The organism is Micromonospora sp. NPDC085948, from assembly GCF_040686315.1.
GTDB lineage: Bacteria > Actinomycetota > Actinomycetes > Mycobacteriales > Micromonosporaceae > Micromonospora.
Genome location: NZ_JBFBJW010000001.1, coordinates 71,736 through 98,311, shown reverse-complemented (window position 1 = coordinate 98,311; position 26,576 = coordinate 71,736). Strand labels below are relative to the sequence as shown.

Below are 26,576 nucleotides of genomic sequence, written 5' to 3'. Positions count from 1 at the left end.
CTGTCGGGACGCCGCCGCTCACCCGATTCGGGCGAGATTGACCGGAGGGTCTTCGGGGACCCGTGCCGGGACGTGCGACGCCGGCCGGCCGCGCGACGCGAGCGCGGCGCGGGAGCCCGGGCAACTGGGAGGAGTGGACTCGATGGTGGACGCGACCACGAGGTTCTTCGAGGACCTGGACCGGCGGGGGTACGAACCCCTGCTGGCGAAGACCTCCGGGACACTGCGTATCGACCTGCACGAGGGGGCGCAGACCCGGCACTGGCTGCTGAGAATCGACCACGGCCGGGTCAACGTGAGCCAGGAGGACCGGGAAGCCGACACCGTCATCGGTGCGAGCCCCATCCTCTTCGACGACATCGCCGCGGGCCGCGAGCACGGCCTCGCCGCGCTGTTGCGCGGGGACATGACGGTGACCGGTGACGCCCGGCTGGTGGTGCAGGTGGAGCGGATCTTCCCGAGTTCGCCGGACGCCCGGGGACCCCGTCGACGCTTCGCGGGGGAGGGGTACTGATGGGGCAGTCCAACACGGTCCGGATCCTGGACGGCAACACGTTCGTCGTCTGCCAGGACACCGGCGACATCGAGGCGACTCCGAGCGAGCCGACCGGGCTCTTCTCCATCGACACCCGGTTTCTGTCCACCTGGGTGCTGACCGTCAACGGTGAGCGGCTCAACTCGCTCTCCTACGACGATCTCCAGTACTTCGAGTCCCGGTTCTTCCTCGTCCCGGGGATGGCCACGCACTACATCGACGCGAAGCTGTCGATCATCCGTGAGCGCACGGTGGGCGGCAGTTTCTGCGAGCAACTCACCATCCTCAACCACGACGAGAAGCCTGTCGATCTCGAAGTCCGGATGGACGCGGCGTCGGACTTCGCCGACCTGTTCCAGGTCAAGGACGAGATCCTCAACAAGAAGGGCGAGATCTACACCGAGGTCGAGTCCGACCGGCTCCGGCTGGGCTATCGCCGGGGCAACTTCCGGCGGGAGACGGTGGTCTCCTCGTCCATGTCGGCCCGGTACGACAGCGAGGGTTTCGTGTACACGGTTCACCTGGAACCCAACGAGCAGTGGGAAACCTCGATCGACGTCCAGACGCACGCGGTCGGTCCTGGTGGTCGAGACCTGCGGTTCGGGCTGCGCGTGCACGGCAACGAGCGGCTCGCCCTCCAGCACGACCTGGAGCAGTGGATCGCCGACGCTCCGAAGGTCAACAGTCAGCACGGTCGGGTGGCCAGCACCTACCGGCGCAGTCTGATCGACCTGGCCGCGCTGCGCTTCTCGCCCCTGTCGTTGGGCGGTGCCACCCTGCCGGCCGCCGGCCTGCCCTGGTTCATGACCATGTTCGGTCGGGACAGCATCTTCACCTGCCTGCAGACGCTGCCGTTCACCCCGCAGTTGTCGAAGACGACGCTGCGCATCCTCGCCTCGTTGCAGGGCAGCCGGTTCGACGACTTCCGCGACGAGGACCCGGGGCGCATCCTGCACGAGATGCGGTACGGCGAGACAGCGGCCTTCGAGGAGCAGCCGCACTCGCCGTACTACGGCTCGGCGGACGCGACGCCGCTGTTCGTCGTGCTGCTCGACGAGTACGAGCGGTGGACCGGGGACGTCGCGCTGGTCAAGGAGTTGGAGCAGGAGGCCCGGGCGGCGCTGCGGTGGATCGACAACTACGCCGACCTGGTCGGCAACGGTTACATCTGGTACGAACGGCGCAACACCGACACCGGCCTGGAGAACCAGTGCTGGAAGGACTCCTGGGACTCCATCTCCTACTCCGACGGCACGCTGCCGCCGTTCCCGCGGGCCACCTGCGAGGTGCAGGGGTACGCGTACGACGCGAAGATCCGCGCGGCCCGGATGGCTCGCCAGTTCTGGGATGACCCGGAGTTCGCCGACCAGTTGGAGCGGGAGGCGGCAGCGCTGAAGGAGCGGTTCAACCGGGACTGGTGGGTGGCCGACGGCGAGTTCTACGCCCTGGCCCTGGACCCGGACGGCCGCCAGTGCGACGTCCTCAGCTCCAACATCGGCCACCTGCTGTGGAGCGGGATCGTCGAACCCGAGCGGGCGGAGAAGATCGCCCACCATTTGGTGGGGCCGCGGCTCTTCTCCGGTTGGGGTGTCCGGACGCTCGCCGAGGGGGAGGCCCGGTACAACCCCATCGGCTACCACAACGGCACGATCTGGCCGTTCGACAACTCGTTCATCGCCTGGGGCCTGCGCCGGTACGGCTTCGCCGAGGAGGCCGCCACCATCGCCAACGGGATCCTGGACGCGGCCACGTACTTCGACGGCCGGTTGCCGGAGGCGTTCGGCGGCTACCCCCGGGACCTCACCAAGTTCCCGGTGGAGTACCCGACAGCGTGCAGCCCGCAGGCCTGGTCGACCGGCACCCCGTTGCTGCTGCTGCGGACCATGCTCGGCCTGGAGCCGCACGACGGTCACCTGTCCGTCGAGCCACGACTGCCCGTGGGCATGGGCCGGATCGAGGTGCTGGACATCCCGGGTCGCTGGGGACGGGTGGACGCGTTCGCCCGGGGCCGACTGGACCTGGACAAGCTCGCCGACTGATCGACCGACCCGTCGAGCCGGCGGCGGCGCGCGACCCGCGCCGCCGCCGGTCCGTCACCCAGGCTGGCAGGGTAGATTCTGCGGATGCCGGAGCTCGTGTACCCGCCCGTTATCGCCGCTGCCAAGACGATGTTCCGTCTTCTCGATCTGAAGATCACTATCGAGGGCGCCCACCACGTTCCCCGTACCGGCGGGGCGGTGCTGGCCGGAAACCACATCAGCTACCTCGACTTCATCTTCGCCGGTCTGGGCGCGAACGCGTCGGGCCGGCTGGTGCGGTTCATGGCCAAGAAGTCGGTCTTCTCGCACCGGATCTCCGGCCCGTTGATGCGCGGGATGCGGCACATCTCGGTGGACCGGGAGGCCGGCGCGGCCTCGTTCCGCACCGCCGTCGCCGCCCTCAAGCGCGGCGAGATCGTCGGCGTCTTCCCGGAGGCGACGATCAGCCAGTCGTTCACCGTCAAGGAGTTGAAGAGCGGCACGGTCCGGATGGCCCGCTCGGCGAAGGTCCCGGTGTTACCGGTCGCCCTGTGGGGGACCCAGCGGCTCTGGACCAAGGGCCGCCCGCGCACCCTCACCCGTCGGCACACGCCGATCACCATCCTGATCGGCGAGCCGATCAACCCGGCGGACTTCCCGGACCCGAACCTGCTGGCCACCGAGCTGAACACCAGGCTCAGCGCGCTCGTCGAGCGGGCCCAGCGCGAATACCCGGACGCGCCGGCCGGCCCGGACGACACCTGGTGGCTGCCCGCGCACCTGGGCGGCAGCGCCCCCACGCCGGAGGAGGCCGCCGCCCTGGACGCGGCCGAGGAGCAGCAACGGGCGTCGAGCGTCTGACGTCACGGTGGCCGGGGCGTTCCGCACCCGGGCGTGCCGAGGTCTGCCGGTGCGGACGCCGTCCGGTCATCGTGGGCAGCCGCCGCGTGGGCCGTCGGCGTCACCGAAGCCCGGATGCCGCCCCGCCCGCGAGCCCGCCCCACGGCGCCGGCTCCGGCCCCGAGCGGTAGTAGTCGTCTCGGGAGTGGAACTCCACCGGCAGCGAACCGGGAAGCGTGATCCGGGTGTCCCCGGCGAGCAGGCTGGGGCCGGCGCGCAGCAGCAGCACGTCGCGTTCCTGGGCCGAGAGGTCGACCAGTTGGGGGCGGGTGAGCCGGAACTCGGCCACCGCCCGGCGGACCTGCTGGGCCAGCGCCGCCACCGCGGCGGACGGCCCGCCCAGGGCCAGGGCCGGTTGCTGAATGGTGCGCAGCGCGTCGCAGACGACCAGCAACTGCGTCGGCGCGTCCCGATCGGCGGCCAGCACCTCCAACCGGGACGGCCACTGCCAGCGGATCTGCCCGCTCATCAGGCCGTTGAGCCGGGCGGGTGGCCGTGCCCGGGGCGTGTCGTCGACGACAAGCGCCAGCTGCGCGCCGCTGCCCACCCAGCAGATCCGCTGGTCGGTGACGGTCACCGAGACCGCCGCGGGTAGTTGCCAGCGACGCCGTGCCTCGCTCGGCCCGAGCAGGTAGCCCGCAACCAGCAGTTGGTGCCGCCCGAGCACCCGTTCACCGGGCGCGGGACGCAGGTTGTAGCGGCGATCCAGGGCCGGCCCCACGTCGTCGTCCAGAGCGTCGAACCGGTGGGGACCGATGAAGAAGGGGGACGTGTCGGCGTGCATCGTCACGACCTTCCGGTCAGCTGGCTTGTGAATGAAGCCTGTCGGATCGGAGGGCCGCTGTCATGACGCCTGTTAGGGGGTCGTCCGGTCGTGCGTCGCGTGTGACCGGTAGATGCCGATCTCCTCCGGGCGAACGAGGCCGTCCTCGATCGCGCGGGCGAGTAATGCCGCCTTTGTGGCGGCTGGCCGCCCCGCCCGGGTGTACTTGATGCGCGCTCGGTCGACGTACTGCTTCACGGTGTGCTCGCTGATCTGCATCCGGCGGGCCACCGACGCCTTCGACATCGACTGGAACCAGAGCAGCAGCGCCTCACGCTCCTTGTCGGACAGCATCGGCCGGTCCGGTCGTGGGTCGCCGACCATCGCCCCGGCCAGCGCGGGCGGCACGTACGGGCGGTCACTCGCGGCGGCCAGCACGGTCGCCACACAGTGTTCCCGGCCCTCGTGCTTGGCCAGGAACGCCACCGCCCCGGCGTCCAGCGCGGCGAGCATGGTCGACGGGTCGGTGTGCTCCGAGTAGACCACCACCCGCCTCCCGGCGGCGCTTAGCTCGGCTAGCTTGTCCAGCGCCATCCGCCCGTGTAGCCGCAGGTCGAGCAGGACGACGTCGGCGTCCGGTGCCGTCCGCAGCACCTCGTCCGGGTCGTCCCCGGTGGCCAGTACGGTCAGCCGCGGCTCGGTGGCGAGCCAGGCACGGACCCCCTCGACCACGACCGGGTGGTCGTCGACGATCGCCACCCCGATCGGCCGGTCACCGGTCACCGTCGCCACTGGGTCTGCGCCCATCTGATGCTTCCGTCCCGTTCGTAGAGGTGCTCCACCTGCCCGTCGTCGTGCTCCCCCGGGGGTGGGCCGGTGGCGTCGGGACCTTCCCGGTCCGGTGTGACCAGGCTGACCACCACCTCGTCCGGGCCGGAGACCACTGTCAGCCGGGCCCAGCCCCGGGCGTCGGCGAGGACGCCGGTGAGTGGGTCCGCCAGCCGACGGCGGATCTCCACCGGCAGCGGCGGTGGGGTGCCGATGGTGACCAGGTCGATCGGCAGGCCGTTGCGTTCGGCGAGGTCGGCGGCCGCTCGCAACTCGTGCAGCAGCGGGTCGGGCACGTCGTCGGACTCGGCGATCAGTCGGCGCAGCCGGGCGGCGGCCAGTACGCAGCGCCGCTGCACCTCCGGGTCGTCCGGGTCGGCCTGGCCGGCGGCCAACTCCCCGAGCACGCGCCCGGCTGCCGAGCTGACCAGGGCGAGCCGGTCCCGGCGTTCCCGAAGGCCCCGCTCGGCGGCATCGCGTTCCGCCGCCATCGCGTGGGCGGCAGCGGAGACGGCCGCCCGCTCGCGAGCCAGGCTCACGATTGTCGCGCTGCCCACGAACACCGCCACCGGGAGGGAGAACGTGCCGTAGACGTACATCACGTAGCGGGCCACGTCGGTCGGGTCGGGGCCGTGCCCGAGCACCGCGAGCAGCGCGATGATCGCGTGTGTGCTCAGCAGCGCGACCAGCCCCACCACCCGCCGACCCCACACCGCCAGCACGAAGAACCAGCCGAGGGTGCCCCACACCCAGTTGGCGGCGGTGAACAACTGCTCCTCGCCGACCGCGGCGAAGACGGCCACGTCGACGGCCAGCAGCAGTCCGGCCAGCAGCCCCGGCGGCAGCGGCGAGCCGCGCAGCAGTTGGACCCCGGCCACCGCGCCGGCCACCGCGACCAGCGCCCAGCCGCCGAGCACCACCGTCGGCGCGGTGAACTCCGTGCGGGCGGCCAACACCGCCGGCAGCCCGATCGCGACGTGCCAGGCCAGTGCGATGGCCACGGCGACGATCCGGGCGCCCCGGTCGGACGCGTGCGCCACCGCGGCCGGCGCGGCGAGCCCTGCCGTGGTCGCCGGCTCCGGGGGGAGGGGCACGCCGATCCGATCCGGTGTCTCCGTCGCGGCGGTGTGGGGCGCCGCGGCGCCGAGATCAGCCGACACCGGGCCACTCCAGTCGGATTCGGGTGCCGGCCCCGGGTGCCGATCGCACGTCGGCCCGCCCCCCGACCGTTGCCATCCGACCGTGGATCGACTCGCGCAGCCCGTACCGGTGGGGTGGGACGGTGGCCGGGTCGAAGCCGGGGCCGTCGTCGGCGACCTCGACCACGACGCCGACCGCGTGCCGGCTCAGCCGCAGCGTGACCCGCGCGCCCGGCGCGTGACGGACCACGTTGGACAGCGCCGCGTAGGCGCTCTCGCCGATCGCGTCGGCCACCCCGGCGGGCACCGCGCACGGCGTCAGGTCCAGCTGCGTCGACAGCTCGGGCAGTCGGCCCGCCACCGCCCGCATCCGACCGTCGAGCGGCACCGGGCCGTCGCCGGCCACCGGGCCGACGTCGGTGAGCGCGACGAGGGTACGCAGGTCGGCGTCGCACCGGTCGCGGAACGTGGCCGAGGACCCGGTCACCGCACCGAGTCCCACCATGGTGAGGGTGCCGAGCACCGTGTCGTGCAGGTCGCGGTTCTGCTGGCGTTCGGCGTCGCGGGCGGCCCGCGCGACAAGTGCCTGCCGGGTCAGCCGTTGATGCTCGACGAACGCGCGGTCGGCGCGACCGATGCGTCGGCGCATCACCGCCGCCATCATCGCCGTGCAGGCGGTCTGCACCAGCAGGGTGGTCGCGTGTGCCCGTGCCTCGGTGGCATTGCCGGCGGCCTGCGCGCCCGTCGCGTAGGTGACGGTGACGAGCAGCCCGGCCGGAATCGACCAGCGCGCCGGGGCGGTGGCCTGTGCGTTGATCACCGTGGTGCTGGCCAGCACGGCGATCCAACTGCCCTCGCCGGGCAACACCCCGGGTGCGACCAGCACGGGGATGAGGAGACAGACCAACGCGGTGATCGTGACGTCAGCGGCGACCAGGCTCGGGGTGATTCCCTGGCGCATCGCGCGGTACGCGTACCAGATCGACCAGCCGGTGAACGCTGCCACGCCGGGCAGCAGCACGGCGGGCTCAACCGACGGGGCCGGCACCGACAGGGCCACCGCCCCACCGATCACACCGCAGGTCAGACGCAGTATCGCCGGGATCGTGGTGAAGATGAGGACGAGCGCACCACCGGCGGGATTGTCCAGCGTGGGGGGCACGGTGGGAGCGGCAACGGCCGGCATCGGGAGGTGTCCTTCCGACAACGACCCGGTAGGGGTCCGCGCGGCAGAGATCGACATCGGAGAATAGCATGGGCGGTGCCGAGCGTAACCTAATGTGCGCGCGGTGTCGCTAATGTGTCACGGCGTGCTGCGCGGCTGCAGCAGGTCCCACCGATTGCCGTAGAGATCGACGAAGACCGCCACCGAACCGTACGCCTCGTGCCGTGGCTCCTCCAGGAAACGCACCCCGGCTGCCACCATCCGGGCGTGGTCACGCGCGAAGTCCTCGGTGTAGAGAAACAGCCCGACCCGGCCGCCGGTCTGGTCACCGACCCGCGCCCGCTGCTCGGCGGTGCTCGGCCGGGCCAGCAGCAACGCCGTCTCGCGGGCGCCCGCCGGGCGGACCACCACCCAGCGGGAACCGTCTGGTCGGGCGGTGTCCTCCACCAGCTCGAAACCGAGGTCGCCGACGTAGAAGTCGATCGCCTCGTCGTAGTCCCTGACCAGCAGCGCGACAAGTCCCAGATGTGCCATTCGGTCATCATGCCGGCGGGCGCACCGGGGTGAGCCGGCGGCGTCCCCGCCGGTCACCCGCGTCACGCCGTCGCTCGATCAGGCGAACGCGATCGGGGTGGACCGAATGAACCAGTTGACCCGCCGACCAGCATCGTCCACGGCGTTCTCGTAGTCGATGGCCGCGTACTGGCGTCCGGCCTCGGGCATCGTGAAGGTCTCCTGGATCTCGACCCCCGTGCCCGAGACGACGCGCAGCACATGGCGGCCCGGTGGGACCTGCACCGGAAACAGGACAAAGTTGTGTTGATTCTCGACGGCGAAGTGCCGATCGACGATCTCGATGCCGTCGATGCTGACCGTGAGAGCGACCGGGTCGTCCCGGAACGACTGGTTGGTCACCCAGAGGTGCAGGTCGGCACGGTCCTCCTCGACGACACGCACGGTGGGCGCCGCCGGGCTCGGCGGCGCGGTCCGGCTCGGTGGCGCGGTCCGGCTTGCGATCGGGGAGCTCGGCGCCGGGCCGGAGCACCCCACCAGGGCGAGCAACGTGGTCGTGCTGAGGATCGCGGCACGCAGTCTGTCCATCCCACTGTGACGCCCGACGGATGATGCCGGTTCCAGTCCTGCCGGAACCGAGTGTGGTCGTCGTCCGTCCCATCCTCGGGTGGAGAGGTGGTGAGCCGGATGCGCTCTGGTCGAACGGCACTGGCGGTGGCACTGCTCGGCGTGGCCCTGGGTGGCTGCGGTGGCACGACCATCGGTCCGGGCGGGGCCGACGAGCCCGGCCCGGCGCAGATCCTCGAAGCGTGGACCTCCTGCGCCGAAACGGCACCACAGGCTGGCGCGATCATGGGCGTGCCGGACACGGGGGCGCCCACACCGGCCGGGGTCGAACCGAGGATCGGGCGGATCGACCCCGCGTTCACCCCGGTCGCGGCCGTGCTCTGCGGCCGGGAGTTGCGTCCGGGACGGGACGGGGGGCGGGACCAGGTCGCCACCGAGCGGCGCGCCACGCAGATCACGCCGCTGCTCACCGCACTGCGTCTGCCCGACCAGGAATCCGACCGGGACACCAACTGCACCCTGGAAATGATCGTCCCACCGTGGTTGGCCCTGCTCGACGACCGGGGCCGCTGGCTGCGGCCGCACCTACCGACGGACACCTGTGGCAAGCCACGCGCGGAGGTGCGGACGGCACTCGCCGAACTGTCGACGACCACCGTGGACAGCCGTGTCGTCCAGCAGGTCGAAGGCCGGGCGGCAGAGGCCGCCGGATGCGAGCAGCGGTGGACGGACCTGGTGTGGGTGGAGACCAGCAACGGTCGGCCCGGGCCACCCGCGGTGGCCACCTCGCCGGCCGCCGGGCCGCTGCGCCTCTGCGTCTACCAGGTCCCCCCGGCAGAGCGGGGCAGCGGCAAACCGGCAGGCGATTTCGTGTACGGCGGACCGCTGCCGGCCGAGCGCCAGGCGGCTGTGCTGCGGGCGCTGGCCAACCGCCGGGCGGTGGCCGACTGCGCCACCCCGGCGTCCCGCTTCGCGGTGCTGCGTCCACTGAACGGCACCGCCGGCCCCGACCGGTACGTGGAACTCGACGGCTGTCGGCGTTTCCTGGTCGTGGGGTCGACCGGTGGCGGGCAGCTCGGCCAGGGCGACGAGGCGCTGGCCGCCCTGCTGCGGCCCGTCTGAGTAGGCCCGCCGGCCGCCCTCGGTCGTTGTCGCGGGCCACCTCGCGGCCGGGGGAGTAGGGTGAAAATTCTGTAGCCCTTGCTCCCGGATGGGGCGAGGCGAGCCGGCGTCAAGAAATTGGCGTTGGTCCCAGGTCTGTCCGAGGATCTGTGCAGCAGCCCGCTCGACGTGCTGCCATCCGCACGCCCCTCGGCTCCGCTGCCCAGAGGCGCGCCGGCCCCGAGGATCTGGTGCACATGCCCCGCCTGCCGTCCGACCCTGCCAGCGCGTTCGCCGAACTCGGGAGCATCAAGCTCGCCGAGGTGGATCTCGACGAGGTCCTCCAGCGGGTCGCCGAGCTCGCGAAACGCGTCCTGCCCATGCCGGTGGAGGCGTCGGTCACCCTGATCCGCGGCGGGGTCGGTCACACGGCGGCGTTCACCAACGAGGTGGCCCGCGAGATGGACGAGCGGCAGTACGCCCAAGGGCGGGGTCCCTGCCTGGACGCGGCGGCCAGCGGCGACGTCCTGTCCGTCCCCGATCTCGCCCACGAGGAGCGGTGGCCCGAGTGGGCCGACCGTGCGCGACAGCGGGGCCTGGGCAGCTCCCTGTCGATCGGCCTGCCGATCCAGGAAGCTGTCGTCGGAGCGCTCAACGTCTACGCGCACACACCCGAGGCCTTCGACGAGGAGACCGTGGAGGTGCTGGAGACGTTCGCCGCGTACGCCGCGGTTGCCCTGTCCAACGCCCAGCTCTACGACAGCACCGCGAACCTCGCCCGCCAGATGCGCGAGGCGATGGCCAACCGGGCGGTCATCGAGCAGGCCAAGGGCATCATCATGGGCGAGCGGCGCTGTGGCCCGGCCGAGGCGTTCGCGATCCTGTCGAAGGTCTCCCAGGACTCCAACCGCAAGGTCCGCGACGTCGCCCAGGCCCTGGTCGACCGGGCGGCCGGCACGTCCGGGGTCTGACGTACCTCGACCGCGGTGGGGTGCCGGCACCCGAGGTACGCCGGCAGCGCCCACCCGGAAGGTTCACTACTTCGACAGGGCGCGCTCCAGCTCCGCCTTCGACATCGAGGAGCGCCCCTTGACGCCACGCTGCTTCGCCTCGTTGTACAGCTGCTCCTTGGTGCGACCCTGCGCGCCGCTGTGGGAGCGCTTACCGCCACGATGCCCGGACGACACGTCGTTGCGGGACGACCGGCTCGACGTACGCGCCTCACCGGAGCGGGCCCGTTCCTTGTTCACCGTGCGGGCGGCGATCTCCTTGGCCCGACCGGCCGACGCGCCCCGCTCCTGCGCGCTGTCCTTGATGTGCTCGTACTGCCGCTCCCTCTTGGGGCTTGATCCTGCTGGCATCGGTGCCTCCCGCAGCCGCTGTCGGGTGAGGACGAGACCCGGCTCGCACGCCCTGGTGCGATCGAGACATCCCAGACCGGGGCGTCGCGCTCACGCTTCTCGTGCCACCATGCCCAGTCGCCACAGAGGTCAAACGACTGCCGTTCGCCTGTCGGCCGATCGGCACGCCGCACGCCGTCCACGCGACTCGGCGTCCCGGCACCCGCGCTGGGCACGACCGGGCCGCACCTTGGGAGCCGCTCCGGTCGGCGTCGTATAGTTGTTGCCGCAGCCGACGCTCCAGCGTCGGCCAGCCAGCGTCCAGCAGCGGGCGCCGGGCTCGGTTGGCGAGCCCGTGCGGCGCTCCGTGCTCGCGGTGCGCCATCACCACGCGCGCTGCCGTCGCCTTCCTGCAACCGGTACGCGCCCCGGGCACGAGGACTTTGAAGTCATGGCACAGCAGCGCATTGATCCCAATGCGGCGATCATCGAACTCGGCCAGATCAAATTCGGCGAGACCGACCTGTCCGGAGTGTTGACCCAGGTCTCCGAACTCGCACGGCGAACGATCCCCGGCGCGGAGGAGGTGTCGGTGACGTTGTTGAAGCAGGAGGGGGCGCACACCGCCGCGTTCAGCGGCGAGATGGCGCTCCGGCTCGACGAGCTGCAGTACGAGTTCGACCATGGCCCGTGTCTGGAGGCGGCCCGAAAGGCCACCGTCGTGTCCGTTCCGGAGATGGCCCAGGAGGTTCGCTGGCCGGAGTGGGCGGCCCGAGCCGTGCAGGACGGAGCGCTCAGCTCACTGTCGATCGGGTTCCCCATCCAGGAGACAGTGCTCGGCGCGCTGAACATCTACGGCATCGCACCGGGCGCCTTCGACGACGACGCGGTCACCCTCGCGCAGACGTTCGCCGGGTACGCCGCCGTCGCCCTCGCCAACGCCCACCTGTACGACACCACCGTCACCCTGGCGGCGCAGATGCAGTCGGCCATGCAGAGCCGCGCGGTCATCGAGCAGGCGAAGGGCATCATCATGGGCGAACGCCGCTGCACCCCGGACGAGGCGTTCGCCGTCCTCGCGAAGGTGTCCCATGACTCCAACCGCAAACTGCGCGACGTGGCCGCCGCGCTCGTCGAGAGGGCCGCCCGACCGGCGAGCCCCAAGCGTGATCGCGGTGACGCGGGCTCCCTGCCGTGAGCGGCTGCTGGTGTCGCCTGGGGTGGCGGCCCGGCAGTCGTCGCTCCGGCTGAATTTGGCTCCGGCGTACGAGTCGACTGGCGGTCGGCGGTCCTTCCGATTACCGTTGAGTTCGGGTCAAGCCACGCGCCCGTCCTGTTACGGATCATGACAGGAGGCGCGAGCCTATGATTGAACGTCACTCACTTTTGCAGACCCATTTCGCTCGTCCCCCTGCGGCAATCAGCCCCGGGCAGGCCACACCAGCGACACTCGGCATCCGTCCGGCAGTTGGCTCCGCGGAAGCGGATTCCAGTGAGCTGTCGTTCCAGGTGACCCGCTTCGTCGAGCCCCTCGACCTGTCCGCGGCCATCTCCGCCGACCGGATGGTCGTCGCCCCGGTCGGGTATGTCGACATGGACACCGCGCCGCGCCTGGCGACGGCATTGTTCAACGCGGTCGACAGCCATCCGGAAGTCTGTTGCGACCTGACCGGCGTCAGTTTCTTCAGCGCCGCGGGTGTGCACGTACTCCTGCTGGCGCATGAGCGGGCGGATCGGGTCGGTTCCCGTTTCTCGATCCGACATGCCAGCGGAGTCACTCTGCGGGTGCTCCGGATCACCGGGGTGGCACCCCTGCTCCTCGGCCCCGAATGAGGGTGCGGTGTAGGTAGTTCTCGGAAAGCCCCGGACCCTGTGCAGAGGTCCGGGGCTTCTCGTTGTCACCGCCCGGGTCTCGGCGCCGTGCCGCTGTCCGGCGGCGACCACAATCACCCGGCGGCGTTCTGACCTGCCAGCGCCTCGTCCCTGACGAGCGGATGTCGGACCCGGTCCACGCCATGATCACCAGTTCGCCACCCGGCGGCCAACTGGCTCCCACTTAATGATCAACGACTGCGGGACAAGTCGTGCCCCCTTCGAGAGGAGTCCTGCGAGTGATCCCAGTGGAAGACCCCAGACCGGCCGCCCGTCTGGCGCGCCGGCGGTTCCTGACCGTCACCGGCGCCGCGACGGCGCTCGCCTTCGCGACGAACCTGCCGGGCCAGTCGAGTGCCGCCGCCACCAGCACCCTGGGCGACGACCCGTTCACCCTCGGCGTCGCCTCCGGTGACCCGCTACCCGAAGCGGTGGTGATCTGGACCCGGTTGGCACCGCGACCGTACGAGCCGCTGGGCGGTATGCCGTACCACGCGGTCGAGGTGGAGTGGCAGGTGGCGACCGACGAGCGGTTCCGGCGAATCGTCCGGTCCGGACGCGCGACCGCGCGACCCGAGTACAGCTACAGCGTGCATGTGGACGTGCGCGGCCTACAGCCGAGCCGTCGCTACTGGTACCGCTTCAAGGTCGGCCGGCACCTCAGCCCGGTCGGTCGTACCCGGACCACCCCGGCACCCGGGCAGCGGGTCGACCACCTCACCTTCGCGGTCGCCTCGTGTCAGTCCTTCCCGGACGGCTACTACACGGCTCACCGGCACATCGCCGCCGAGGACGTCGACGCCGTGGTGTTCCTCGGCGACTACATCTACGAGTACGGCGTCTCCGCCTCCGGGGGACTGCGTAACCTCGCCGAGCCGGTGCCGAGCCAGTTCCGCACCGAGGCCGACACGCTCGACCGCTACCGCCTCCAGTACGCGCTCTACAAATCCGACCCCGACCTGCGCGCCGCGCACCAGGCCGCGCCCTGGATCCCCACCTGGGACGACCACGAGGTGCAGGACAACTACGCGGGCCTCACCTCCAAGACCAACGCCCCGGTCGAGGACTTCCTGGTCCGGCGGGCCAGCGCCTACCGGGCGTACTGGGAGCACATGCCGCTGCGCTCACCGGCCCCGCAGGGACCGAACTACATGCTCTACCGCCGGTTCACCTTCGGGCGACTGGCCGAGCTGAACGTGCTCGACACCCGCCAGTACCGCGCCGACCAGGCATCGGGGGACGGCTGGAAGGTCGACTCGGAGCAGCGCCGCGATCCGGCGCGCGCCCTGGCCGGCGCACAGCAGCAGCGCTGGCTGTTAGACGGTGTGCGCACCTCGCACGCGACCTGGAACCTGCTCGCCAACCAGGTGATCATGAGCCGGATGGACCAGGACCCGACGGCCGGCGACCTGTACAACATGGATGCCTGGGACGGCTATGCCGCCGAGCAGAAGCTCACCCTCGACGGCCTCGCCATGCTGCGGGGACGCAACCCGGTCGTCCTCACCGGCGACGTACACGCCGCCTACGCGTTCGACATGAAGCGTGACTTCACCAACCCCGACTCGCAGACGTACGGGGTGGAGCTGGTGGGAACGTCGATCAGCAGCGGCGGCAACGGCAGCGAGATCTCCGCCGCCGGGCAGAAGTTCCTGGACAGCAACCCGCACCTGAAGCTCGTCAACGAGCGGCGTGGCTATCTCCGGGTCCGGCTCACCGAGCGGGAGCTGCGGGCCGACTACCGGGCGGTGCCGTACGTCGACCGGAACGACGCGCCCGTCGAGACCATCAGTTCCTTCGCCGTCGAGGCCGGCAACCCCGGCCTGCACCCGGCATGAGAGGTAAAGCCATGACACGTACCCTCTGGCGCCGGCTCGCCGGCCTGTCCCGTGGCCGGAAGGCAGCCGTCGCCGGTGCCGTCATCGCCCTGGTGGCGATCGGCGGCACGGCCCCCGCGGTCGCCGGCCGACCCGACCCGACCCGGCTGAGCCTCGCCTCCGACGTCAGCCTGGTGCAGGTCAACCCGATACCCTGCGCGAACCAGGGTTTCCAGCTCCAGTTCGGCAACACCGGCCGCGCGGCCGTGTACGCCGACGCGTTCCTTGAGGTGACCGCGCCGCTTCAGCTGTCCAGGACCCTCGTCTCCAGCTACCTGCCCGCCGGCTACACGCTCAAGGTGCCGATCACGGTCACCGCACCCCGGGACACCGTGCCCGGCAGCCGGTACACGATCAACGTCCGGTCCGGTGAGCGTCGGCTCTCGGTGCCGGTGGAGGTGACCCCGGGGCCGGTCGACACCACCGGCAACCTCGCCAGGTACGTGCCGGTGACCGCCTCCTCGGAGAACCTGCCCAACTACCCGGCCTGCGGCGCGGTGGACGGCGACCGCGACTCGAACCACTGGGCAACCACCACCGGCTGGAACGACGCGAACAAGGGCGCCTTTCCCGACTGGCTCCAGGTGACGTTCGACCGTCCGCAGACCGTCGGCCGGGTCGACCTCTACACGCTCGACTCCACCAAGTACCCGGCCGCGAAGTACGGGCTGCGCGACTGGGACGTCCAGGTGCGGGTCGGCGAGACCTGGCAGACCGTCGCCCAGGTGCGCGGCAACGTCGCCGGTCAGGTCAGCTCGACCTTCACACCGCTGATCGCGAGCGCGTTCCGGGTCGTCACGCTGACCAGCAACGAGACCGCCGGCTACTCGCGGGTGGTGGAACTCGAGGCGTACGCCTCCTGACGCACGTCGCGCCCGGGCCGACGTCACGAGGCCCGGGCGCGCCCTGTTGGATCCGGTCCGCACGACCGGTAGCCCACGATTTTCGTGACCGCAGGCGCGTCACCAGGTCTCTGGGCGGTCGAGGTCGCGGGCCGGCCGGTATCCGCCGAGGATCGCCAAGCCTTCCGATTCGGTGTAGCCATTGCCCCAACCCTTGCGGAACGCCTCGACGGCACAGGGCTGCACGGTCATCTCCAGGACGTCGCTGCCCTGCCGACGCGCCCGGTACGGTCCCGCGACGAGATCCCCGGAACGGGCCTTGTCGCCAGCGGGGGCGAGTTGCGCCCGGACGGTCAGCCAGCGACCGGCTTCGTCGCCGACCACGAGTGAGCCGTCGACGAAGTCGCCGTGCTCCGATTGGCCGAGCGTGACCGAGCATTCGAGCAGCCGTCCGCCGGGGGGCAGCGACTCCAGGCGGAACGGCACGACGCAGCGGTGGGCCGCGTCGAACCGGACCCGGCTCGCCGTGGCCGTCGCCTCGTCGCGGCCGGTGGCGTACGAGTCCAGTTGGGCCCAGAGCCCGTCGGCGGGTTGCCAGCGTACGAACCAGAGCTTCTGATCACCGGACGGATCGAACCAGGCCACGCCCGGGCGGTCGCCGACCCGCACGTCGGTGCGGGCCTGCGGCCGTCCAGCGGAGGACAACGTCTGCGGTAGCTCGTCCAACGACGTCACGGTGCGCGCCAGCGCGAACCGGGCCTGACCTGTCGGCCCCCGAAACTCGACGCTCTCGATGCCGCGCCCGGCGCGCCAGGTCGCGTACTCGGCGCCGTCGACCAGGGAGTCGACCGAGAAGTGCACCACGTCCGGATCCGCGCCGACGTCCTCCGGGCGTGCGGTGGCGCCGGCCTGCCCCGGCATTTCCGGCGGCAGGAGCGTTGCGGCCGGCATGATCGGGTCATCGGTGCCCCCGCCGATCGGCAGCGCCACCACCGCGGTGAGAGCGAGACACGCCGCTGCCACACCCCCGGCGACGAACCCGCGGTGACGGCGTCGGAGCCGTCGACCCCGCTGACGGGCCTGTTCCACGATCGGTGTCGGGTCGATGTCGCCACCCGCACGCTGCTTGAGCGTCGCGGCGAGCTGCTGATCGAGGTCGCTGAACATCAGAACCCTCCTGTCCGGGCGGGGATCGTGGATTCCTGCCGCTTCCGCAGCGTGGCCAGGGCACGCTTCGCGTGGGTGCGGACGGTGCCTGCCGAACAGGCCATGATCTCGGCGATCATCGCGTCGTCCAGATCCTCGTAGTAGCGCAGAACGATCACGGTGCGCTGACGGGTCGGCAGTTCGCGGACGAGCCGCCACAACGCGTCGCGTTCGGCGAGCGCGGCGGCCTCGTCGGCGGTGCCCGCCCGGTCCGTCACGGCGGCGACCGCTACCTCCCGGCTGCTGCGCCGACGCCACCACGAGTGGTGGGCGTTGACGAGCATCCGACGGACGTAGGCGTCCGGTCGGTCCGTCCGGGAGATGCGCCCCCACCGGGCGTACGCCATGGCGAGGACCTCCTGAACGAGGTCCTCGGCTCGGTGCTCGTCATCGGTCAGCAGCCGGGCGAGCCGGATCAGCGCCGAAGTGCGAGCGAACGCGTACTCCTCGAACGTCACGCCCTATTAACGTCGTGGGCCGGCCGGCCCGTAGACACCCGCCGGGTGTTTCTGGTCGCCCGCGCGGCGTCGGCCCGGCCCGCCGGCGTCGCCCTCCGCCGCACGGCCGACGGGGTTGCGCACGTCGGCAGAGAAAATCTCTGTGCGAAGCGCTAGATATTCTTGCTGCCATGCGCTAACGTTCCTGAAGTCGAAGACGGAGCAAGTAAAGACGCTGACGTGCCGCCCCACCCGAGGGCGAAGGAGCTGGGCCAGGAACTTGAGGTCCGCTCGGTTCTGTCGCAGTTGGTATGACGCACGAGAAGTTGCGGGTGAGGCTGACGCTCGTTCAGGGCTTCACCCGAGGTGAGCAAGGTTCGTCGTACGTGTCAGGGCCAAGAAGTCGCGTGGGGCTCGGACACCGACGGACAGCACGAGGAATGGCAGAGGAAATCAGAGGCAAGGGAGGGCACTACACCGTTGGATCGCCCGCAGCCAGCCGCAGTCGTGGGCTGGGCGCGGACACCGCAGTTTCCATCGAACGAGAGGTGGTCTCCGGTCACGCATATGCGATCCTCGCACCCGATGCCGTCGTTGACGGCCGGTGCGGACAAGACAAGCCGACGCTCTGTCGGCAGATGGTGTTCCTGACCCACAACCCTTGGGCCCCGGTGCTTTCGAGCACCGGGGCCCTCGTGATGGAGGTTTCATTGACCCAATCGGACGACATGCTCGACGACGAGGACTACCCCGCTTACACCATGGGCCGAGCCGCCGAGATCATCGGCTGCTCGCAGGACTTCCTCCGTCGGCTCGGTGACGCCAAACTGATCGCCCCGCAGCGCTCCGGCGGCGGGCACCGCCGCTACTCCCGCTATCAGCTGCGCCTTGCCGCGCGAGCCCGGGAGATGTGCGACCAGGGCACCGACATCGCCTCGGCCTGCCGGATCATCATTCTCGAGGACCAACTCGAAGAGGCCCTTCGACGCAACGAGCGCTACCAGCAGGGCTGAACACACCCCACGCCGCGGTCTCCCGCACAGGCGACGCCGAGCGCCACACGGTCCCTCCCGCCAGGGCAGGGGCCGTTCGTCGTCCACGGGACTGGACCTCGTTGGCATCAAGAGGATCCGCCCGCACCGCTAAGCACTGCGGGGAAGGACGCCACTCGTGGTGTACCGCTCGCCGTCGTCGCCCTGAAGGTGTGCCTGAAAGTCCTCGGCGAGGCTCCCGAATTCCCGGCAGGCGTTCGGCGTAGGAGAACCATTCGTCCAGAGCGATCGGGTGCGTACGAGGCTGTCAGAGCCGTTGGACGATCTGGATCGGATTGCCGTCCGGGTCGGCCGTCCAGGCGATCAGCAGGTTATCGAGCCAGCGGTGCGGCGCGGCCAGCGCGGGGGCGCCGTTCGCCGTCAGTTCGGCGTACGCCCCGGCGGTGTCGTCGGTCCACAGGATCACCGCCGCACGCTGACCGTGGGACACGGGGTCGAGCCCGTGATCGTCCCGGGTGGAGGCCACCGAGGCGATGCCGATCCGGTAGCCGTCGAGCACGAGATCGATGTGGATCGGCTCACCTTCGGTCGGCACCCGGAAGGTCTCGGTGAAGCCAAGTCCGGCGTAGAACCCGGCGGCGCGAGCAACGTCCGCACTGAAGAGAACCACCTGAGGGGTGCGGAACATCGACACGCGACGACGCTAGCAGCGTGCTGGGCCGCCCGGTGGAAGCCGATCCTCGATGCCGTCAAGCCGTCCTCTCGTCGTGACCACCTGGTGACCGTCGGTGCTCACGCTGAAGGGATGCGACGGACGGGGATGCTGGGACTGATCTGCGCGTTGGTGCTGGCAGGGCTGAGCGGCTGCAGCCCGGTCATCGAGGGCGCGGTCGGGGTACGGCTGGACGCCGACGGACGGCTGGTTGGGGTGTTCGACTGGTGCCGAGGCAAGGGGACTGACCGGATCACCCTCTATCTCGGCAAAGAAGACGGCGGGGTCACCGACAAGGTGATTCAGCTCGATCGGGATCCCGGCCGCGGCGCCCGTACCGCAGAGGAAGTTGCGCTGCTCGACCCGACGGCCGGCTGGCAGACGAAGCTGGCACCACCCACGTTGGACGACGACCAGATCTACGACCTGCGCTCGTGGAACGAGGGCGGTGGGCCAGTGGAAGACTTCCCGTTCCGGATCAGCGAGATGCGCGGCCGGACCGGCTCCGCCGTGATCCTCACCAAGCGGTGGGAGGGCGAGGAGCACGGCGGCTACGTCGCCACGTTCCATACGCTCGAAGGCTTTGCCCGCTACGCCAAGACGGTGTGCGACGGCTGAGGAGGCCGCACCTGCCCCGGTCGGCATCGTCGGGCGCGTGTAGGCCGTCCGCTTCCCGGCATCCTGCCGGGCTCCACGCGCGACGCTGAACCTGCTGATCCCTCATGCCCGTACGAACGGCCCCCTGCGGTAACAAGGGGCCGTTCCTGTCCGAGGCTGTGACCAACGCGTCCTGCGGCTCCTCCAGGCCCGTCCAACGACGTGGAAGTTGCAGGGGCAACAGGTCCATCTACAGGTCAACCAAGTCTTGCCTTTGCTGAACGGTGATCAAAGCCTCCGGAACGCTCCCGAGATGTGCTCATTCTCTACGTAGACGTCGGCCCTGACTGAGTCCTCACTTCGCAGTAACCGTGGGGGCTGCGGGCAGTCTTGGCTGTAACGCTGGGGGCATGCTGCATATCGCCGGCAACATGAGCTACAAGATCGCGGGCGGAACAGTGGTCGGCTTCGCGTTCTACGCTGCGGAGCGCGGCCCCCTGGCCCACTTCAGCTCGCTGCGGTCCTACGAGGAGTTCCTCAACGAGTTCGGGACACCCGACCGTGTCGAAAACCATGAGGCTTACGGCGATCTGTTGGGATACCACAACTACTACTGGGGCTCGAAGAAGCAGGCGTACTGGGACAGCTGGGACGAACGGTTGTCGTCGGTGAATCTGGGTGACTACGACGGGAACCACGGACCAAGGCCAGCGCCTTGAGTGTCAGCGTGACCTGACGAATATGTCCTTGGTAAGGCAGGTGGTTCCGTCCGGGCTGGCGAGTGGCACCGACTGGTATCCCTCGCTGTGGTAGAGGTCGATGTTCCGCAGGCTCTTGGTGCCGGTGACCAGCAGGATGCGACGGCAGGCGGGTTCGGCGGCGGCCTCGGCGGTGCGCAGCAGCCATCGGCCCAGCCCCTGGCCTCGCAGGTCGGGCACGACAGCGAGCCGACCCACGTGCCAGTCGGTGTCGACGCGGCGGGTCCGCACCATGCCCAGTAGTCGGCCGTCCAGCCAGATGCCCGTGGTGTGCCAGGTCGCCAGCCACTCGCGCACCTCCTCCAGCGACTCGTGCAGGGCCGGTATGGCCATGGTGTCGTTGACGACGGCCTCGTCCACCCAGCAGCACCGCTGCAGCACGGTGACCTGGGGCGCGTCGTCAGGGGTCAGCCGTCTCGCATAGGACCCTGGCAGCGGGCCGGGCAGCGCCCCGGCCTGTGCGCGTTCGCGCAGTGGACGTAGGGCGTGGGCGACCCGGACCAGTTCGTCCAGCAGGCCGATACCCGCCGTGTCGCGGGCTGCGTCGGGCCGCAGTCGCCCATTGTCCGTCGCGTCTCCGATACGGATCGCGACCGTGGCGCCCAGCGGAACAAGGCGCAGCGTGGTCACCACCTGCTTGGCGTGCTGAACCGCCCGGGTGCCCGCCGACGTGTTGCCGTAGCTGACGAAACCGATCGGCTTCCAGGCCCATTCACGACTGAGGTAGTCCAGCGCGTTCTTCAGGGTCGCTGGCATTCCGTAGTTGTACTCCGGCGTGACCACGATGAACCCGTCCGCCGCGTCGACGATCGCGCTCCACCGACGTGTGTGCTCATGCTGGTAGACACCCGACGACGGATGTTCCTCTTCGTCGAGGAACGGCAGGTTCAGATCGCCGAGGGTCACCGGCACAAGCTCGACGCCGAGTTCCGCGGCACGAGAGGTGATCGTTTCGATCAGCCACCGTCCTACCAGGGGGCCGAGGGCGCCTGGGCGGGTGCTGCACACCAGCGCAAGGACACGTACCGTTTTCGTTGACATGGAAACGAAGTGTAGATGCTAGGTTGATTACATGTCAACGAAGCCGCCGACCAAGACCGTGCGTTGGTTGAATCCTGACGAGGAGCGGGCGTGGCGGGCGTTCCTGCGCGTAGTGGTCGCCGTCCAGACCGGCACGGCGCGCGATCTGGCCGCGATCGGGCTCTCCGAACCCGACTACGAGGTACTGAGCACCCTGTCGGAGCGGCCCGGCCACACCAGCACCCTGGGGGAACAGGCCGACAAGATGGGCTGGTCACGCAGCCGGCTGTCCCGGCACGCCACCCGGATGGAGGCGCGCGGTCTCCTGAGGCGCACACCTGACCCGACCGACGGCAGAGGCTGCTTCCTCGTCCTCACCGCGCAAGGTCTGGACGCACTCGAAAACGCCGCACCGGCCCACGTCGAGTCGGTACGACGCCACTTCATCGACCGGCTCGTCCCAGCAGACCTCATCGCCATCGAACAGATCGCCCGGAGGCTGGATGAACCCGAAGCCGGCGACGATCGACAGAGACCGAAAAGCCCATGACCTTCGGCGGAAAAGGGTGCGCCCGGCAGGATTCGAACCTGCGGCCTTGGGACTAGAAGAAGATCAGGGATGGCTGGTCGGGTGGCCGTGTCCCTGGTCAGACCGTCCGTGGTTGTCGGGTGGCGTCCGCTTTAGCGGGCGCGCTTGGCTGTATGGATGGCTGTACAGCCAGCGCCGCTGCTGCTCCAGTCACCTTGGAGCTGGGGGATCCGGCGGGGCGAATATCGACGTAAAGATCCCGACGAGCATGGATACCGACGCGATGATTCCCCCGAGTGCAGGGTTCAGGGCCAAGCCCAGTGCGATCCCTGCCAACCCCACGCACAGTGCGACGACGCAGATCCCTCGCTGCGTCCGAGTCATACGGAACCACGCCGATCTACTCGCTCTCGCCATGCCGGTAGGGTGCCACGAATCGATCAGTTTGGCTTCCTGGCTAAGAGCGGATCTCTGAGGAGGGCCGAGGTTCGGGGCGGAGCCCCGGGAACTGCTGTTCTTGCCGCGTTCTTTGCCGCTCGCTACTTGCGTCGGGCCGTGATCCGCCTCAACCCGGACCAGTAGAACAGGGGTGTCCAGATCACGAGCCAGAGCAGCAGGGTCAGCCACGGGTGCTCTGGCTTCGACCATGATATTGAGACCCACGCGCATGCCAGGCCCGATACGACGGCAAGCAGGACGTTGGCAATCCACGGCGGCTGGTAGTCAGTTCCGCGTCGTAGTGCGTGCATCCGTCGCCTGCTCGTGAAAAAGCCGTAGACGCCGCTGGCCACGGCCAGGATCACGATGGCGGACAGCGCGGTCAGCAAGGTGGACACTGCGGGAGTGTCACATGCGTCAATGGCGCGGACAACCCGACGGTGCGGCCGGCCGGCGTGCGCGGCGGGCCGGAGGTCCAGAGCGCGGCGCCGTGCCGGCGCGGTCGCGCCGCGCTTCGCGCGGTGCCTTGATCTAATAGAGCGGAATTCGGCAGTCTCGAACGTCGCGGACCTGCCCTCCGTCGACTGATGCGCGACGGTCGTCCGCCAACTGATCTGCGACATCCGAGCGGATCGCGGCAGATTAACGGTCCTGCTCGGTTCTCAGCGCGCGCATCATTCGCAGGATGCCCTGATGAATCAACACGCCGACGCCGGTGTTGGCTATGGCGAGCCCAGACGCGCCGAGCAACCCCGGCCCGACACTCATCGCGTCGTCGGCGGCGAGCAGGACTGGCCACCCCAGAGCGGCGGCGATGAGCGACAACCGCCACCAGCGTCCGAATACAAGGCCGAACAAGATCAGTGTCGGGATCACGGCGATCCGCCCTTCGCTGCTCCCAACATACGCTCATCGGCCGGGCGTCCGCCCCACCCCCCGACGTCACGGAACGGGGCGCCCGCTCGGCGGCAGAAGCGGACGTTCACTCACTAGGTGAGTCACCGCTACCGCCGCTCCGCGCCCTGGCGACGCCGACTACGGTCAGCACTAGCCCGATGAGGCCAAGACCCCCGTAGCCCAACCAGACCAGCCCTGAAGTCCTACTGCGGTGCTCGACGTGGGCTGGGGTGAGGGCAAGCGGTCGCGGAAGTGGGTCTACGGCAAGACGGAACGGGAAGTGCTCGGCAAGCTGGCCGACCTGCGCCGCCGCCAGGAGCAGGGGCAGAACCTCGCCGCCGCTCCTCGGACGGCCGGGGAGTGGCTGGACGAGTGGTTGCGGATGAAGGAGCGTGACGGGAAACGGCCGTCGACGTTGCAGGGCTACCGGAAGCTCATTGAGAACCACGTCTGCCCGGCGCTTGGCCGGCTGGCACTCGACAAGCTGACGCCGACCGTCATCCGCCGGCTGCTGGCCGAGAAGACAGACGCAGGTCTGTCGGCGACGACGGTTCGGCACATCCACGGGCTGATCCGGAACTCACTCGGTGACGCGGAGCGGGAGGAGTTGGTGCACCGCAACGCCGCCAAGTCGGTCCGTCCGCCGGCCATGAGGCAGATCGAGCGTCGCGCCCTGGGCGTGGATGAGGCCAAGCGGCTGCACGACCTGCGGCACGCGTGCGCCACATTCCTGCTCGTCTCCGGTGCCTCGCCCCGGACCGTGATGAAGGTGCTCGGTTACAGCCAGATCGGGCTGACCATGAACACCTACGCGCACGTCCTGCCGGAGATCGAACGGACCGCCGTGGACGAGGCCGCGAAGCACCTCTCGGCTGACTTGGCTGTACGAATGGCTGTACGGGGGGCGAGGTGATCGACGGGATCGGGCACGGCGGCCCGTTGACCTGCGGCGGAAAAGGGTGCGCCCGGCAGGATTCGAACCTGCGGCCTTGGGATTAGAAGTCCCCTGCTCTATCCGCTGAGCTACGGGCGCGTGTGGCGTGGATGTCGCGCCCAGAGGGTACCGCCGCCCTCCTGCCCAGTGGCGAAAAGGGTGCCCGCGTCCACGTTGCCGAGCAGGGTCTCACGTCGATCGCGTGTCGGGCATCCGGGTTCCCGCGGACCGACGTGGCCCCGGACCGTACCTTTGGCTGGTGCTGCTGGAACCCGACGTTGAGAGCGACGTCGCCTACGAGCTGTGCCAGATCGTCGGCCGGGCCATCTTGCCGTACCGGTCGGGCGAGGATGTCGGCACCGCGTTCTTCTTCCAGGATGGCGACGACCCGGTGGGGGAGTCGCTGCTGACGGCGGCCGACCTGGTCGGCGGGCCGGGTGGGGAGCTGGGGCTGCGGGCGAGCGTCACCGAGCCGGCCGGGGTCGCCCCGGCCGCCGTTGCCGCGGTTGAGATCGTGCCCGGCTGGTCCCGCTTCCCGGGCGACGGCGTCGCGGTGCTGCCGACCGCGGGTCTGCACCGGTACGCCGGGGACGGCGGCTGGCGCTGGCGCGTCCAGCCGGTGCCCGCGGGGATCGCCGCCGGGCCCGAGGTGGTCGCCCGCCTCACCGCCGACGCCGGTTCCGCTTTCGTGCTGGCCCACGGTGTACGCGAGGACGGGTCGCGTCCGCTGGAGGTCGCGATCGAGCGGGTGGTCCGCGACGGGGACGCCGTGCGGATCACCACCGAACTACCGGAGGGGTACGTGGGCGCCCCGGTCTTCGTCGTCCAGCCCGACGCGTCGGGGGAGCTGTCGCCGTACTGCCTGGGTCTGGTGTTGCCTGGCGTCGGCGAGCATCCGGTGGCGACCTTCGACCGGATCCGTGCGGTCCTCCCGGCGACGCCCGGCGACGTCTGAGCTGCCAGCCGCGCCGTCCTCCGGACCGGTCAGCCGGCTGTCGCCGCGCCTGCCGCTTCGGGGGCGGTGGGGCCGGCGGCGAGGAACGCGTCGGCCCAGCGGCCGACCTCGTCGAAGACCTTCTTGCGGACGGCCGGGCCGGAGAGCGTCAGGTCGTGCAGCCCGCCGTCGAAGCGGGCCACTGTGACGTGGCGGCCGAGGCGTGGCGCATACCGGACCATGTGCTCGACGTCCAGAACGGCGTCGGCGAGGGTCGCGTTGTCGTGCCACCGGGTGCCCCGGAAGGAGCGGGTTGAGCAGGCCAGCAGCACCGGAACCGGGATGTCCAGACCGGCGCGCAGCCGGCGCTGGCCCGTGCGGATCGCGTTCACCCAGCCGGCCCGGACCGGAAAGCCGGCCAGCGGCTTCCAGGCCAGGTCATAGGTCCACTCGCCGCGGTGGTCGGAGTGCAGGCTCTCGCCGTACACGGTGCCCAGCCCGAGCGGCAGGATGCGGTGCGGCGCCCTGCGGCCCAGTCGGGAGACGGCGGCCGCGAGGGGTCGGCGCACCGCCCAGGGGGCGTTCAGGTCGAAGAAGGGGCTGTTCAGGACCAGGCCGTCGACGGTGCCGGTGTCGCGGCGGGCGTCTGCCCAGAGCGGAAGGATCAGACCACCGGTGGAGTGGCCCATCGCCAGCAGGGTGTCGTGCCCGTCGTCGGAGCGGATGATCTCGGCGGCGGCGTCCAGCTCGGGGAAGTAGTCGCTGATGTCGCGGCAGAAGTTCGGGGTCTGGCCCGGGAGCAGGCTGCGCCCGTATTTGCGTAGGTCGAGCGCGTAGAAGTCCCAGCCGCGCTCGGCGAAGAAGTCGGCGAGGTGGGTCTGGAAGAAGTAGTCGACGAACCCGTGCACGTAGAGGACGGCCCGCCCGCTGGGGCGCTCGGCCCGGCGCCGGACCAGGGTCGCGACGACAGGTCCTTCGTCGTCGGTGCCCAGGTCGATCGTCTGCCGTTCGTACGGCGGCCCCAACACGTCCGGTTCCACGAACGCGACGCTACGCCGCCAACCTACCGAACGGTAGCCCTCGCCTGGCTGCCCCGTGCTCCCGCGATCTTGCACTGACTGGGGATACGACAGTGCAAGATCGCGGAGCGGAGCGGGTGAGGTCAGGCAGTCTCCGTGTCGGCGCGCTCGGGGTCCTGCTCGTCGGTGGGGTCCAGCTCGCCCTGGGGCTGCGGGATGTCGCGCAGGTGCTTGTTGTGCCGGGGCTCCTGACGGGTCTTGGCGTCGTTGAGCCGGCGGCGCAGGTCGTCGCGGACGTCGTTGAGCGCGGCGTGCAGGTCCTCTTCGGCGGAGGTGGTGACGATCTTCTGTCGGCCAGCGATCCAGCACTCCAGGGTGACCTTCTGACCACGTGCCTCCCGGTCCTTCACCGACACCTCCAGCTCGGTGGCGTCGGCGTGGAAGCTGGCCAGCCGAGCGTCGAGCGTGGCGAACTGCTCGGCGATCCAGTTGCGGTCGCCCTGCGAGAACCCGGTGCCCACCCGCAGGCACTCGGCGACGGTGGCCGGGTTCGCCGCGGCGCTCATCGCCGTGCCTCGGAAGCGATCGCGGAGCCGATTCTGGTGATCATCATGAAGCTGACCTCTCGTCGACGTGGAGCTGT

Annotated in this window: 30 protein-coding genes and 1 tRNA gene; 15 read left to right on the top strand and 16 right to left on the bottom strand. The window is 70.1% G+C overall.

Annotated elements, in window-relative coordinates:
• Positions 1–142 precede the first annotated feature (142 nt).
• The 3 genes from AB0O48_RS00520 (at position 143) to AB0O48_RS00510 (ending at position 3,414) form a co-directional block, all read left to right on the top strand.
• Positions 143–514, top strand: a complete 372-nt coding sequence (locus AB0O48_RS00520; RefSeq protein ID WP_357254697.1) for an SCP2 sterol-binding domain-containing protein — start codon at positions 143–145, stop codon at positions 512–514.
• Complete coding sequence (locus tag AB0O48_RS00515) at positions 514–2,574, top strand: glycogen debranching N-terminal domain-containing protein (protein WP_365062223.1); 2,061 nt, start codon at positions 514–516, stop codon at positions 2,572–2,574. Before AB0O48_RS00520 ends, AB0O48_RS00515 begins: the two co-directional genes overlap by 1 nt.
• An 84-nt stretch (positions 2,575–2,658) precedes the next feature.
• Positions 2,659–3,414 carry a lysophospholipid acyltransferase family protein gene (locus AB0O48_RS00510; RefSeq protein ID WP_357254693.1) on the top strand — a complete coding sequence of 252 codons (756 nt, stop codon included), beginning with the start codon at positions 2,659–2,661 and terminating at the stop codon, positions 3,412–3,414.
• A gap of 100 nt (positions 3,415–3,514) precedes the next feature.
• On the opposite strand, the gene AB0O48_RS00505 is transcribed toward AB0O48_RS00510, so the two are convergent.
• From AB0O48_RS00505 to AB0O48_RS00480, 6 genes are all read right to left on the bottom strand, one after another.
• Positions 3,515–4,237 carry a hypothetical protein gene (locus tag AB0O48_RS00505; protein WP_357571771.1) on the bottom strand — a complete coding sequence of 241 codons (723 nt, stop codon included), beginning with the start codon at positions 4,235–4,237 and terminating at the stop codon, positions 3,515–3,517.
• Positions 4,238–4,309: 72 nt separating this feature from the next.
• The gene (locus AB0O48_RS00500) at positions 4,310–5,023 is read right to left on the bottom strand and encodes a response regulator transcription factor (RefSeq protein WP_357254689.1); all 714 of its coding nucleotides are present in this window, start codon (positions 5,021–5,023) and stop codon (positions 4,310–4,312) included.
• Positions 4,996–6,144 carry a hypothetical protein gene (locus AB0O48_RS00495; protein WP_357571889.1) on the bottom strand — a complete coding sequence of 383 codons (1,149 nt, stop codon included), beginning with the start codon at positions 6,142–6,144 and terminating at the stop codon, positions 4,996–4,998. Before AB0O48_RS00495 ends, AB0O48_RS00500 begins: the two co-directional genes overlap by 28 nt.
• A gap of 49 nt (positions 6,145–6,193) precedes the next feature.
• Entirely contained in the window at positions 6,194–7,369 is a 1,176-nt protein-coding gene (locus AB0O48_RS00490; RefSeq protein ID WP_357254687.1) for an ATP-binding protein, read from the bottom strand.
• A 117-nt stretch (positions 7,370–7,486) separates the two neighbouring features.
• Positions 7,487–7,882, bottom strand: a complete 396-nt coding sequence (locus tag AB0O48_RS00485) for a VOC family protein (protein ID WP_357254685.1) — start codon at positions 7,880–7,882, stop codon at positions 7,487–7,489.
• 78 nt (positions 7,883–7,960) lie between these two features.
• Positions 7,961–8,449, bottom strand: coding sequence for a hypothetical protein (locus AB0O48_RS00480; RefSeq protein WP_365062219.1), 489 nt, complete (start codon positions 8,447–8,449; stop codon positions 7,961–7,963).
• 99 nt (positions 8,450–8,548) lie between these two features.
• Between AB0O48_RS00480 and AB0O48_RS00475 the strand changes: the two genes are divergently transcribed.
• Complete coding sequence (locus AB0O48_RS00475; protein WP_357254681.1) at positions 8,549–9,550, top strand: hypothetical protein; 1,002 nt, start codon at positions 8,549–8,551, stop codon at positions 9,548–9,550.
• Positions 9,551–9,786: 236 nt separating this feature from the next.
• Positions 9,787–10,500: a GAF and ANTAR domain-containing protein gene (locus tag AB0O48_RS00470; RefSeq protein ID WP_357254679.1), complete on the top strand. Its 714-nt coding sequence runs from the start codon at positions 9,787–9,789 to the stop codon at positions 10,498–10,500.
• A gap of 66 nt (positions 10,501–10,566) precedes the next feature.
• Here the strand turns inward: AB0O48_RS00470 and AB0O48_RS00465 are convergent, their stop codons facing one another.
• Positions 10,567–10,890, bottom strand: a complete 324-nt coding sequence (locus AB0O48_RS00465) for a plasmid stabilization protein (RefSeq protein ID WP_365062216.1) — start codon at positions 10,888–10,890, stop codon at positions 10,567–10,569.
• Positions 10,891–11,320: 430 nt separating this feature from the next.
• Here AB0O48_RS00465 and AB0O48_RS00460 point away from each other — a divergent pair, with 430 nt between their 5' ends.
• The 4 genes from AB0O48_RS00460 to AB0O48_RS00445 all read left to right on the top strand — a co-directional run bounded on the left by AB0O48_RS00460 (position 11,321) and on the right by AB0O48_RS00445 (position 15,481).
• Positions 11,321–12,067, top strand: a complete 747-nt coding sequence (locus AB0O48_RS00460) for a GAF and ANTAR domain-containing protein (protein WP_365062214.1) — start codon at positions 11,321–11,323, stop codon at positions 12,065–12,067.
• Positions 12,068–12,378: 311 nt separating this feature from the next.
• The gene (locus tag AB0O48_RS00455) at positions 12,379–12,702 is read left to right on the top strand and encodes an STAS domain-containing protein (RefSeq protein WP_357254673.1); all 324 of its coding nucleotides are present in this window, start codon (positions 12,379–12,381) and stop codon (positions 12,700–12,702) included.
• A 278-nt stretch (positions 12,703–12,980) separates the two neighbouring features.
• A complete protein-coding gene (locus AB0O48_RS00450; protein ID WP_357254671.1) occupies positions 12,981–14,579 on the top strand; it encodes an alkaline phosphatase D family protein in 1,599 nt (532 codons plus the stop codon).
• A gap of 11 nt (positions 14,580–14,590) precedes the next feature.
• On the top strand, positions 14,591–15,481 hold the full coding sequence (locus AB0O48_RS00445) for a discoidin domain-containing protein (RefSeq protein ID WP_357254669.1): 891 nt from the start codon (positions 14,591–14,593) through the stop codon (positions 15,479–15,481).
• A gap of 99 nt (positions 15,482–15,580) precedes the next feature.
• Here the strand turns inward: AB0O48_RS00445 and AB0O48_RS00440 are convergent, their stop codons facing one another.
• Together AB0O48_RS00440 and AB0O48_RS00435 are read right to left on the bottom strand one after the other, a co-directional pair.
• Positions 15,581–16,627, bottom strand: coding sequence for a hypothetical protein (locus tag AB0O48_RS00440; RefSeq protein ID WP_357254666.1), 1,047 nt, complete (start codon positions 16,625–16,627; stop codon positions 15,581–15,583).
• The gene (locus AB0O48_RS00435) at positions 16,627–17,124 is read right to left on the bottom strand and encodes a SigE family RNA polymerase sigma factor (RefSeq protein WP_357254664.1); all 498 of its coding nucleotides are present in this window, start codon (positions 17,122–17,124) and stop codon (positions 16,627–16,629) included. Before AB0O48_RS00435 ends, AB0O48_RS00440 begins: the two co-directional genes overlap by 1 nt.
• Positions 17,125–17,831: 707 nt before the next feature.
• On the opposite strand from AB0O48_RS00435, the gene AB0O48_RS00430 reads away from it, so the two are divergent.
• Entirely contained in the window at positions 17,832–18,116 is a 285-nt protein-coding gene (locus tag AB0O48_RS00430; protein WP_357254784.1) for a MerR family transcriptional regulator, read from the top strand.
• A gap of 286 nt (positions 18,117–18,402) precedes the next feature.
• Here the strand turns inward: AB0O48_RS00430 and AB0O48_RS00425 are convergent, their stop codons facing one another.
• Complete coding sequence (locus AB0O48_RS00425) at positions 18,403–18,783, bottom strand: VOC family protein (RefSeq protein ID WP_357571888.1); 381 nt, start codon at positions 18,781–18,783, stop codon at positions 18,403–18,405.
• Between the two features lie 132 nt (positions 18,784–18,915).
• Between AB0O48_RS00425 and AB0O48_RS00420 the strand changes: the two genes are divergently transcribed.
• Positions 18,916–19,425, top strand: coding sequence for a hypothetical protein (locus tag AB0O48_RS00420; protein ID WP_357254662.1), 510 nt, complete (start codon positions 18,916–18,918; stop codon positions 19,423–19,425).
• Positions 19,426–19,814: 389 nt separating this feature from the next.
• Positions 19,815–20,123: a hypothetical protein gene (locus tag AB0O48_RS00415; RefSeq protein ID WP_357254660.1), complete on the top strand. Its 309-nt coding sequence runs from the start codon at positions 19,815–19,817 to the stop codon at positions 20,121–20,123.
• Between the two features lie 3 nt (positions 20,124–20,126).
• On the opposite strand, the gene AB0O48_RS00410 is transcribed toward AB0O48_RS00415, so the two are convergent.
• Positions 20,127–21,203 (bottom strand): bifunctional NAD(P)H-dependent oxidoreductase/GNAT family N-acetyltransferase, encoded by a 1,077-nt coding sequence (locus tag AB0O48_RS00410; RefSeq protein WP_365062209.1) that lies wholly within the window; start codon positions 21,201–21,203, stop codon positions 20,127–20,129.
• A gap of 31 nt (positions 21,204–21,234) precedes the next feature.
• Between AB0O48_RS00410 and AB0O48_RS00405 the strand changes: the two genes are divergently transcribed.
• Complete coding sequence (locus AB0O48_RS00405) at positions 21,235–21,732, top strand: MarR family winged helix-turn-helix transcriptional regulator (RefSeq protein ID WP_357254656.1); 498 nt, start codon at positions 21,235–21,237, stop codon at positions 21,730–21,732.
• Positions 21,733–22,250: 518 nt separating this feature from the next.
• Here AB0O48_RS00405 and AB0O48_RS00400 read toward each other — a convergent pair.
• Together AB0O48_RS00400 and AB0O48_RS00395 are read right to left on the bottom strand one after the other, a co-directional pair.
• Positions 22,251–22,547 (bottom strand): hypothetical protein, encoded by a 297-nt coding sequence (locus AB0O48_RS00400; protein WP_365062207.1) that lies wholly within the window; start codon positions 22,545–22,547, stop codon positions 22,251–22,253.
• Positions 22,548–22,791: 244 nt separating this feature from the next.
• Complete coding sequence (locus AB0O48_RS00395) at positions 22,792–23,025, bottom strand: hypothetical protein (RefSeq protein ID WP_365062205.1); 234 nt, start codon at positions 23,023–23,025, stop codon at positions 22,792–22,794.
• Between the two features lie 241 nt (positions 23,026–23,266).
• Here AB0O48_RS00395 and AB0O48_RS00390 point away from each other — a divergent pair, with 241 nt between their 5' ends.
• On the top strand, positions 23,267–23,959 hold the full coding sequence (locus AB0O48_RS00390) for a site-specific integrase (RefSeq protein ID WP_365062202.1): 693 nt from the start codon (positions 23,267–23,269) through the stop codon (positions 23,957–23,959).
• A gap of 47 nt (positions 23,960–24,006) precedes the next feature.
• Here the strand turns inward: AB0O48_RS00390 and AB0O48_RS00385 are convergent.
• Positions 24,007–24,079: transfer RNA gene (locus tag AB0O48_RS00385), tRNA-Arg, on the bottom strand.
• 160 nt (positions 24,080–24,239) lie between these two features.
• Here AB0O48_RS00385 and AB0O48_RS00380 point away from each other — a divergent pair.
• Positions 24,240–24,935, top strand: coding sequence for a hypothetical protein (locus AB0O48_RS00380; protein ID WP_357254651.1), 696 nt, complete (start codon positions 24,240–24,242; stop codon positions 24,933–24,935).
• Positions 24,936–24,964: 29 nt separating this feature from the next.
• On the opposite strand, the gene AB0O48_RS00375 is transcribed toward AB0O48_RS00380, so the two are convergent.
• Complete coding sequence (locus AB0O48_RS00375; RefSeq protein WP_357254649.1) at positions 24,965–25,954, bottom strand: alpha/beta hydrolase; 990 nt, start codon at positions 25,952–25,954, stop codon at positions 24,965–24,967.
• Between the two features lie 122 nt (positions 25,955–26,076).
• On the bottom strand, positions 26,077–26,499 hold the full coding sequence (locus tag AB0O48_RS00370) for an HPF/RaiA family ribosome-associated protein (protein WP_357254647.1): 423 nt from the start codon (positions 26,497–26,499) through the stop codon (positions 26,077–26,079).
• Between the last annotated feature and the right edge of the window lie 77 nt (positions 26,500–26,576).

Bases quoted from the DNA above. Each gene is read 5' to 3' on its own strand.
- AB0O48_RS00520 (WP_357254697.1), top strand. From the start codon at position 143: ATGGTGGACGCGACCACGAGGTTCTTCGAGGACCTGGACCGGCGGGGG.
- AB0O48_RS00515 (WP_365062223.1), top strand. From the start codon at position 514: ATGGGGCAGTCCAACACGGTCCGGATCCTGGACGGCAACACGTTCGTC.
- AB0O48_RS00510 (WP_357254693.1), top strand. From the start codon at position 2,659: ATGCCGGAGCTCGTGTACCCGCCCGTTATCGCCGCTGCCAAGACGATG.
- AB0O48_RS00505 (WP_357571771.1), bottom strand. From the start codon at position 4,237: ATGCACGCCGACACGTCCCCCTTCTTCATCGGTCCCCACCGGTTCGAC.
- AB0O48_RS00500 (WP_357254689.1), bottom strand. From the start codon at position 5,023: ATGGGCGCAGACCCAGTGGCGACGGTGACCGGTGACCGGCCGATCGGG.
- AB0O48_RS00490 (WP_357254687.1), bottom strand. From the start codon at position 7,369: ATGCCGGCCGTTGCCGCTCCCACCGTGCCCCCCACGCTGGACAATCCC.
- AB0O48_RS00485 (WP_357254685.1), bottom strand. From the start codon at position 7,882: ATGGCACATCTGGGACTTGTCGCGCTGCTGGTCAGGGACTACGACGAG.
- AB0O48_RS00480 (WP_365062219.1), bottom strand. From the start codon at position 8,449: ATGGACAGACTGCGTGCCGCGATCCTCAGCACGACCACGTTGCTCGCC.
- AB0O48_RS00475 (WP_357254681.1), top strand. From the start codon at position 8,549: ATGCGCTCTGGTCGAACGGCACTGGCGGTGGCACTGCTCGGCGTGGCC.
- AB0O48_RS00470 (WP_357254679.1), top strand. From the start codon at position 9,787: ATGCCCCGCCTGCCGTCCGACCCTGCCAGCGCGTTCGCCGAACTCGGG.
- AB0O48_RS00465 (WP_365062216.1), bottom strand. From the start codon at position 10,890: ATGCCAGCAGGATCAAGCCCCAAGAGGGAGCGGCAGTACGAGCACATC.
- AB0O48_RS00460 (WP_365062214.1), top strand. From the start codon at position 11,321: ATGGCACAGCAGCGCATTGATCCCAATGCGGCGATCATCGAACTCGGC.
- AB0O48_RS00445 (WP_357254669.1), top strand. From the start codon at position 14,591: ATGACACGTACCCTCTGGCGCCGGCTCGCCGGCCTGTCCCGTGGCCGG.
- AB0O48_RS00440 (WP_357254666.1), bottom strand. From the start codon at position 16,627: ATGTTCAGCGACCTCGATCAGCAGCTCGCCGCGACGCTCAAGCAGCGT.
- AB0O48_RS00430 (WP_357254784.1), top strand. From the start codon at position 17,832: ATGCTCGACGACGAGGACTACCCCGCTTACACCATGGGCCGAGCCGCC.
- AB0O48_RS00425 (WP_357571888.1), bottom strand. From the start codon at position 18,783: ATGTTCCGCACCCCTCAGGTGGTTCTCTTCAGTGCGGACGTTGCTCGC.
- AB0O48_RS00420 (WP_357254662.1), top strand. From the start codon at position 18,916: ATGCTGGGACTGATCTGCGCGTTGGTGCTGGCAGGGCTGAGCGGCTGC.
- AB0O48_RS00415 (WP_357254660.1), top strand. From the start codon at position 19,815: ATGCTGCATATCGCCGGCAACATGAGCTACAAGATCGCGGGCGGAACA.
- AB0O48_RS00410 (WP_365062209.1), bottom strand. From the start codon at position 21,203: ATGTCAACGAAAACGGTACGTGTCCTTGCGCTGGTGTGCAGCACCCGC.
- AB0O48_RS00405 (WP_357254656.1), top strand. From the start codon at position 21,235: ATGTCAACGAAGCCGCCGACCAAGACCGTGCGTTGGTTGAATCCTGAC.
- AB0O48_RS00370 (WP_357254647.1), bottom strand. From the start codon at position 26,499: ATGAGCGCCGCGGCGAACCCGGCCACCGTCGCCGAGTGCCTGCGGGTG.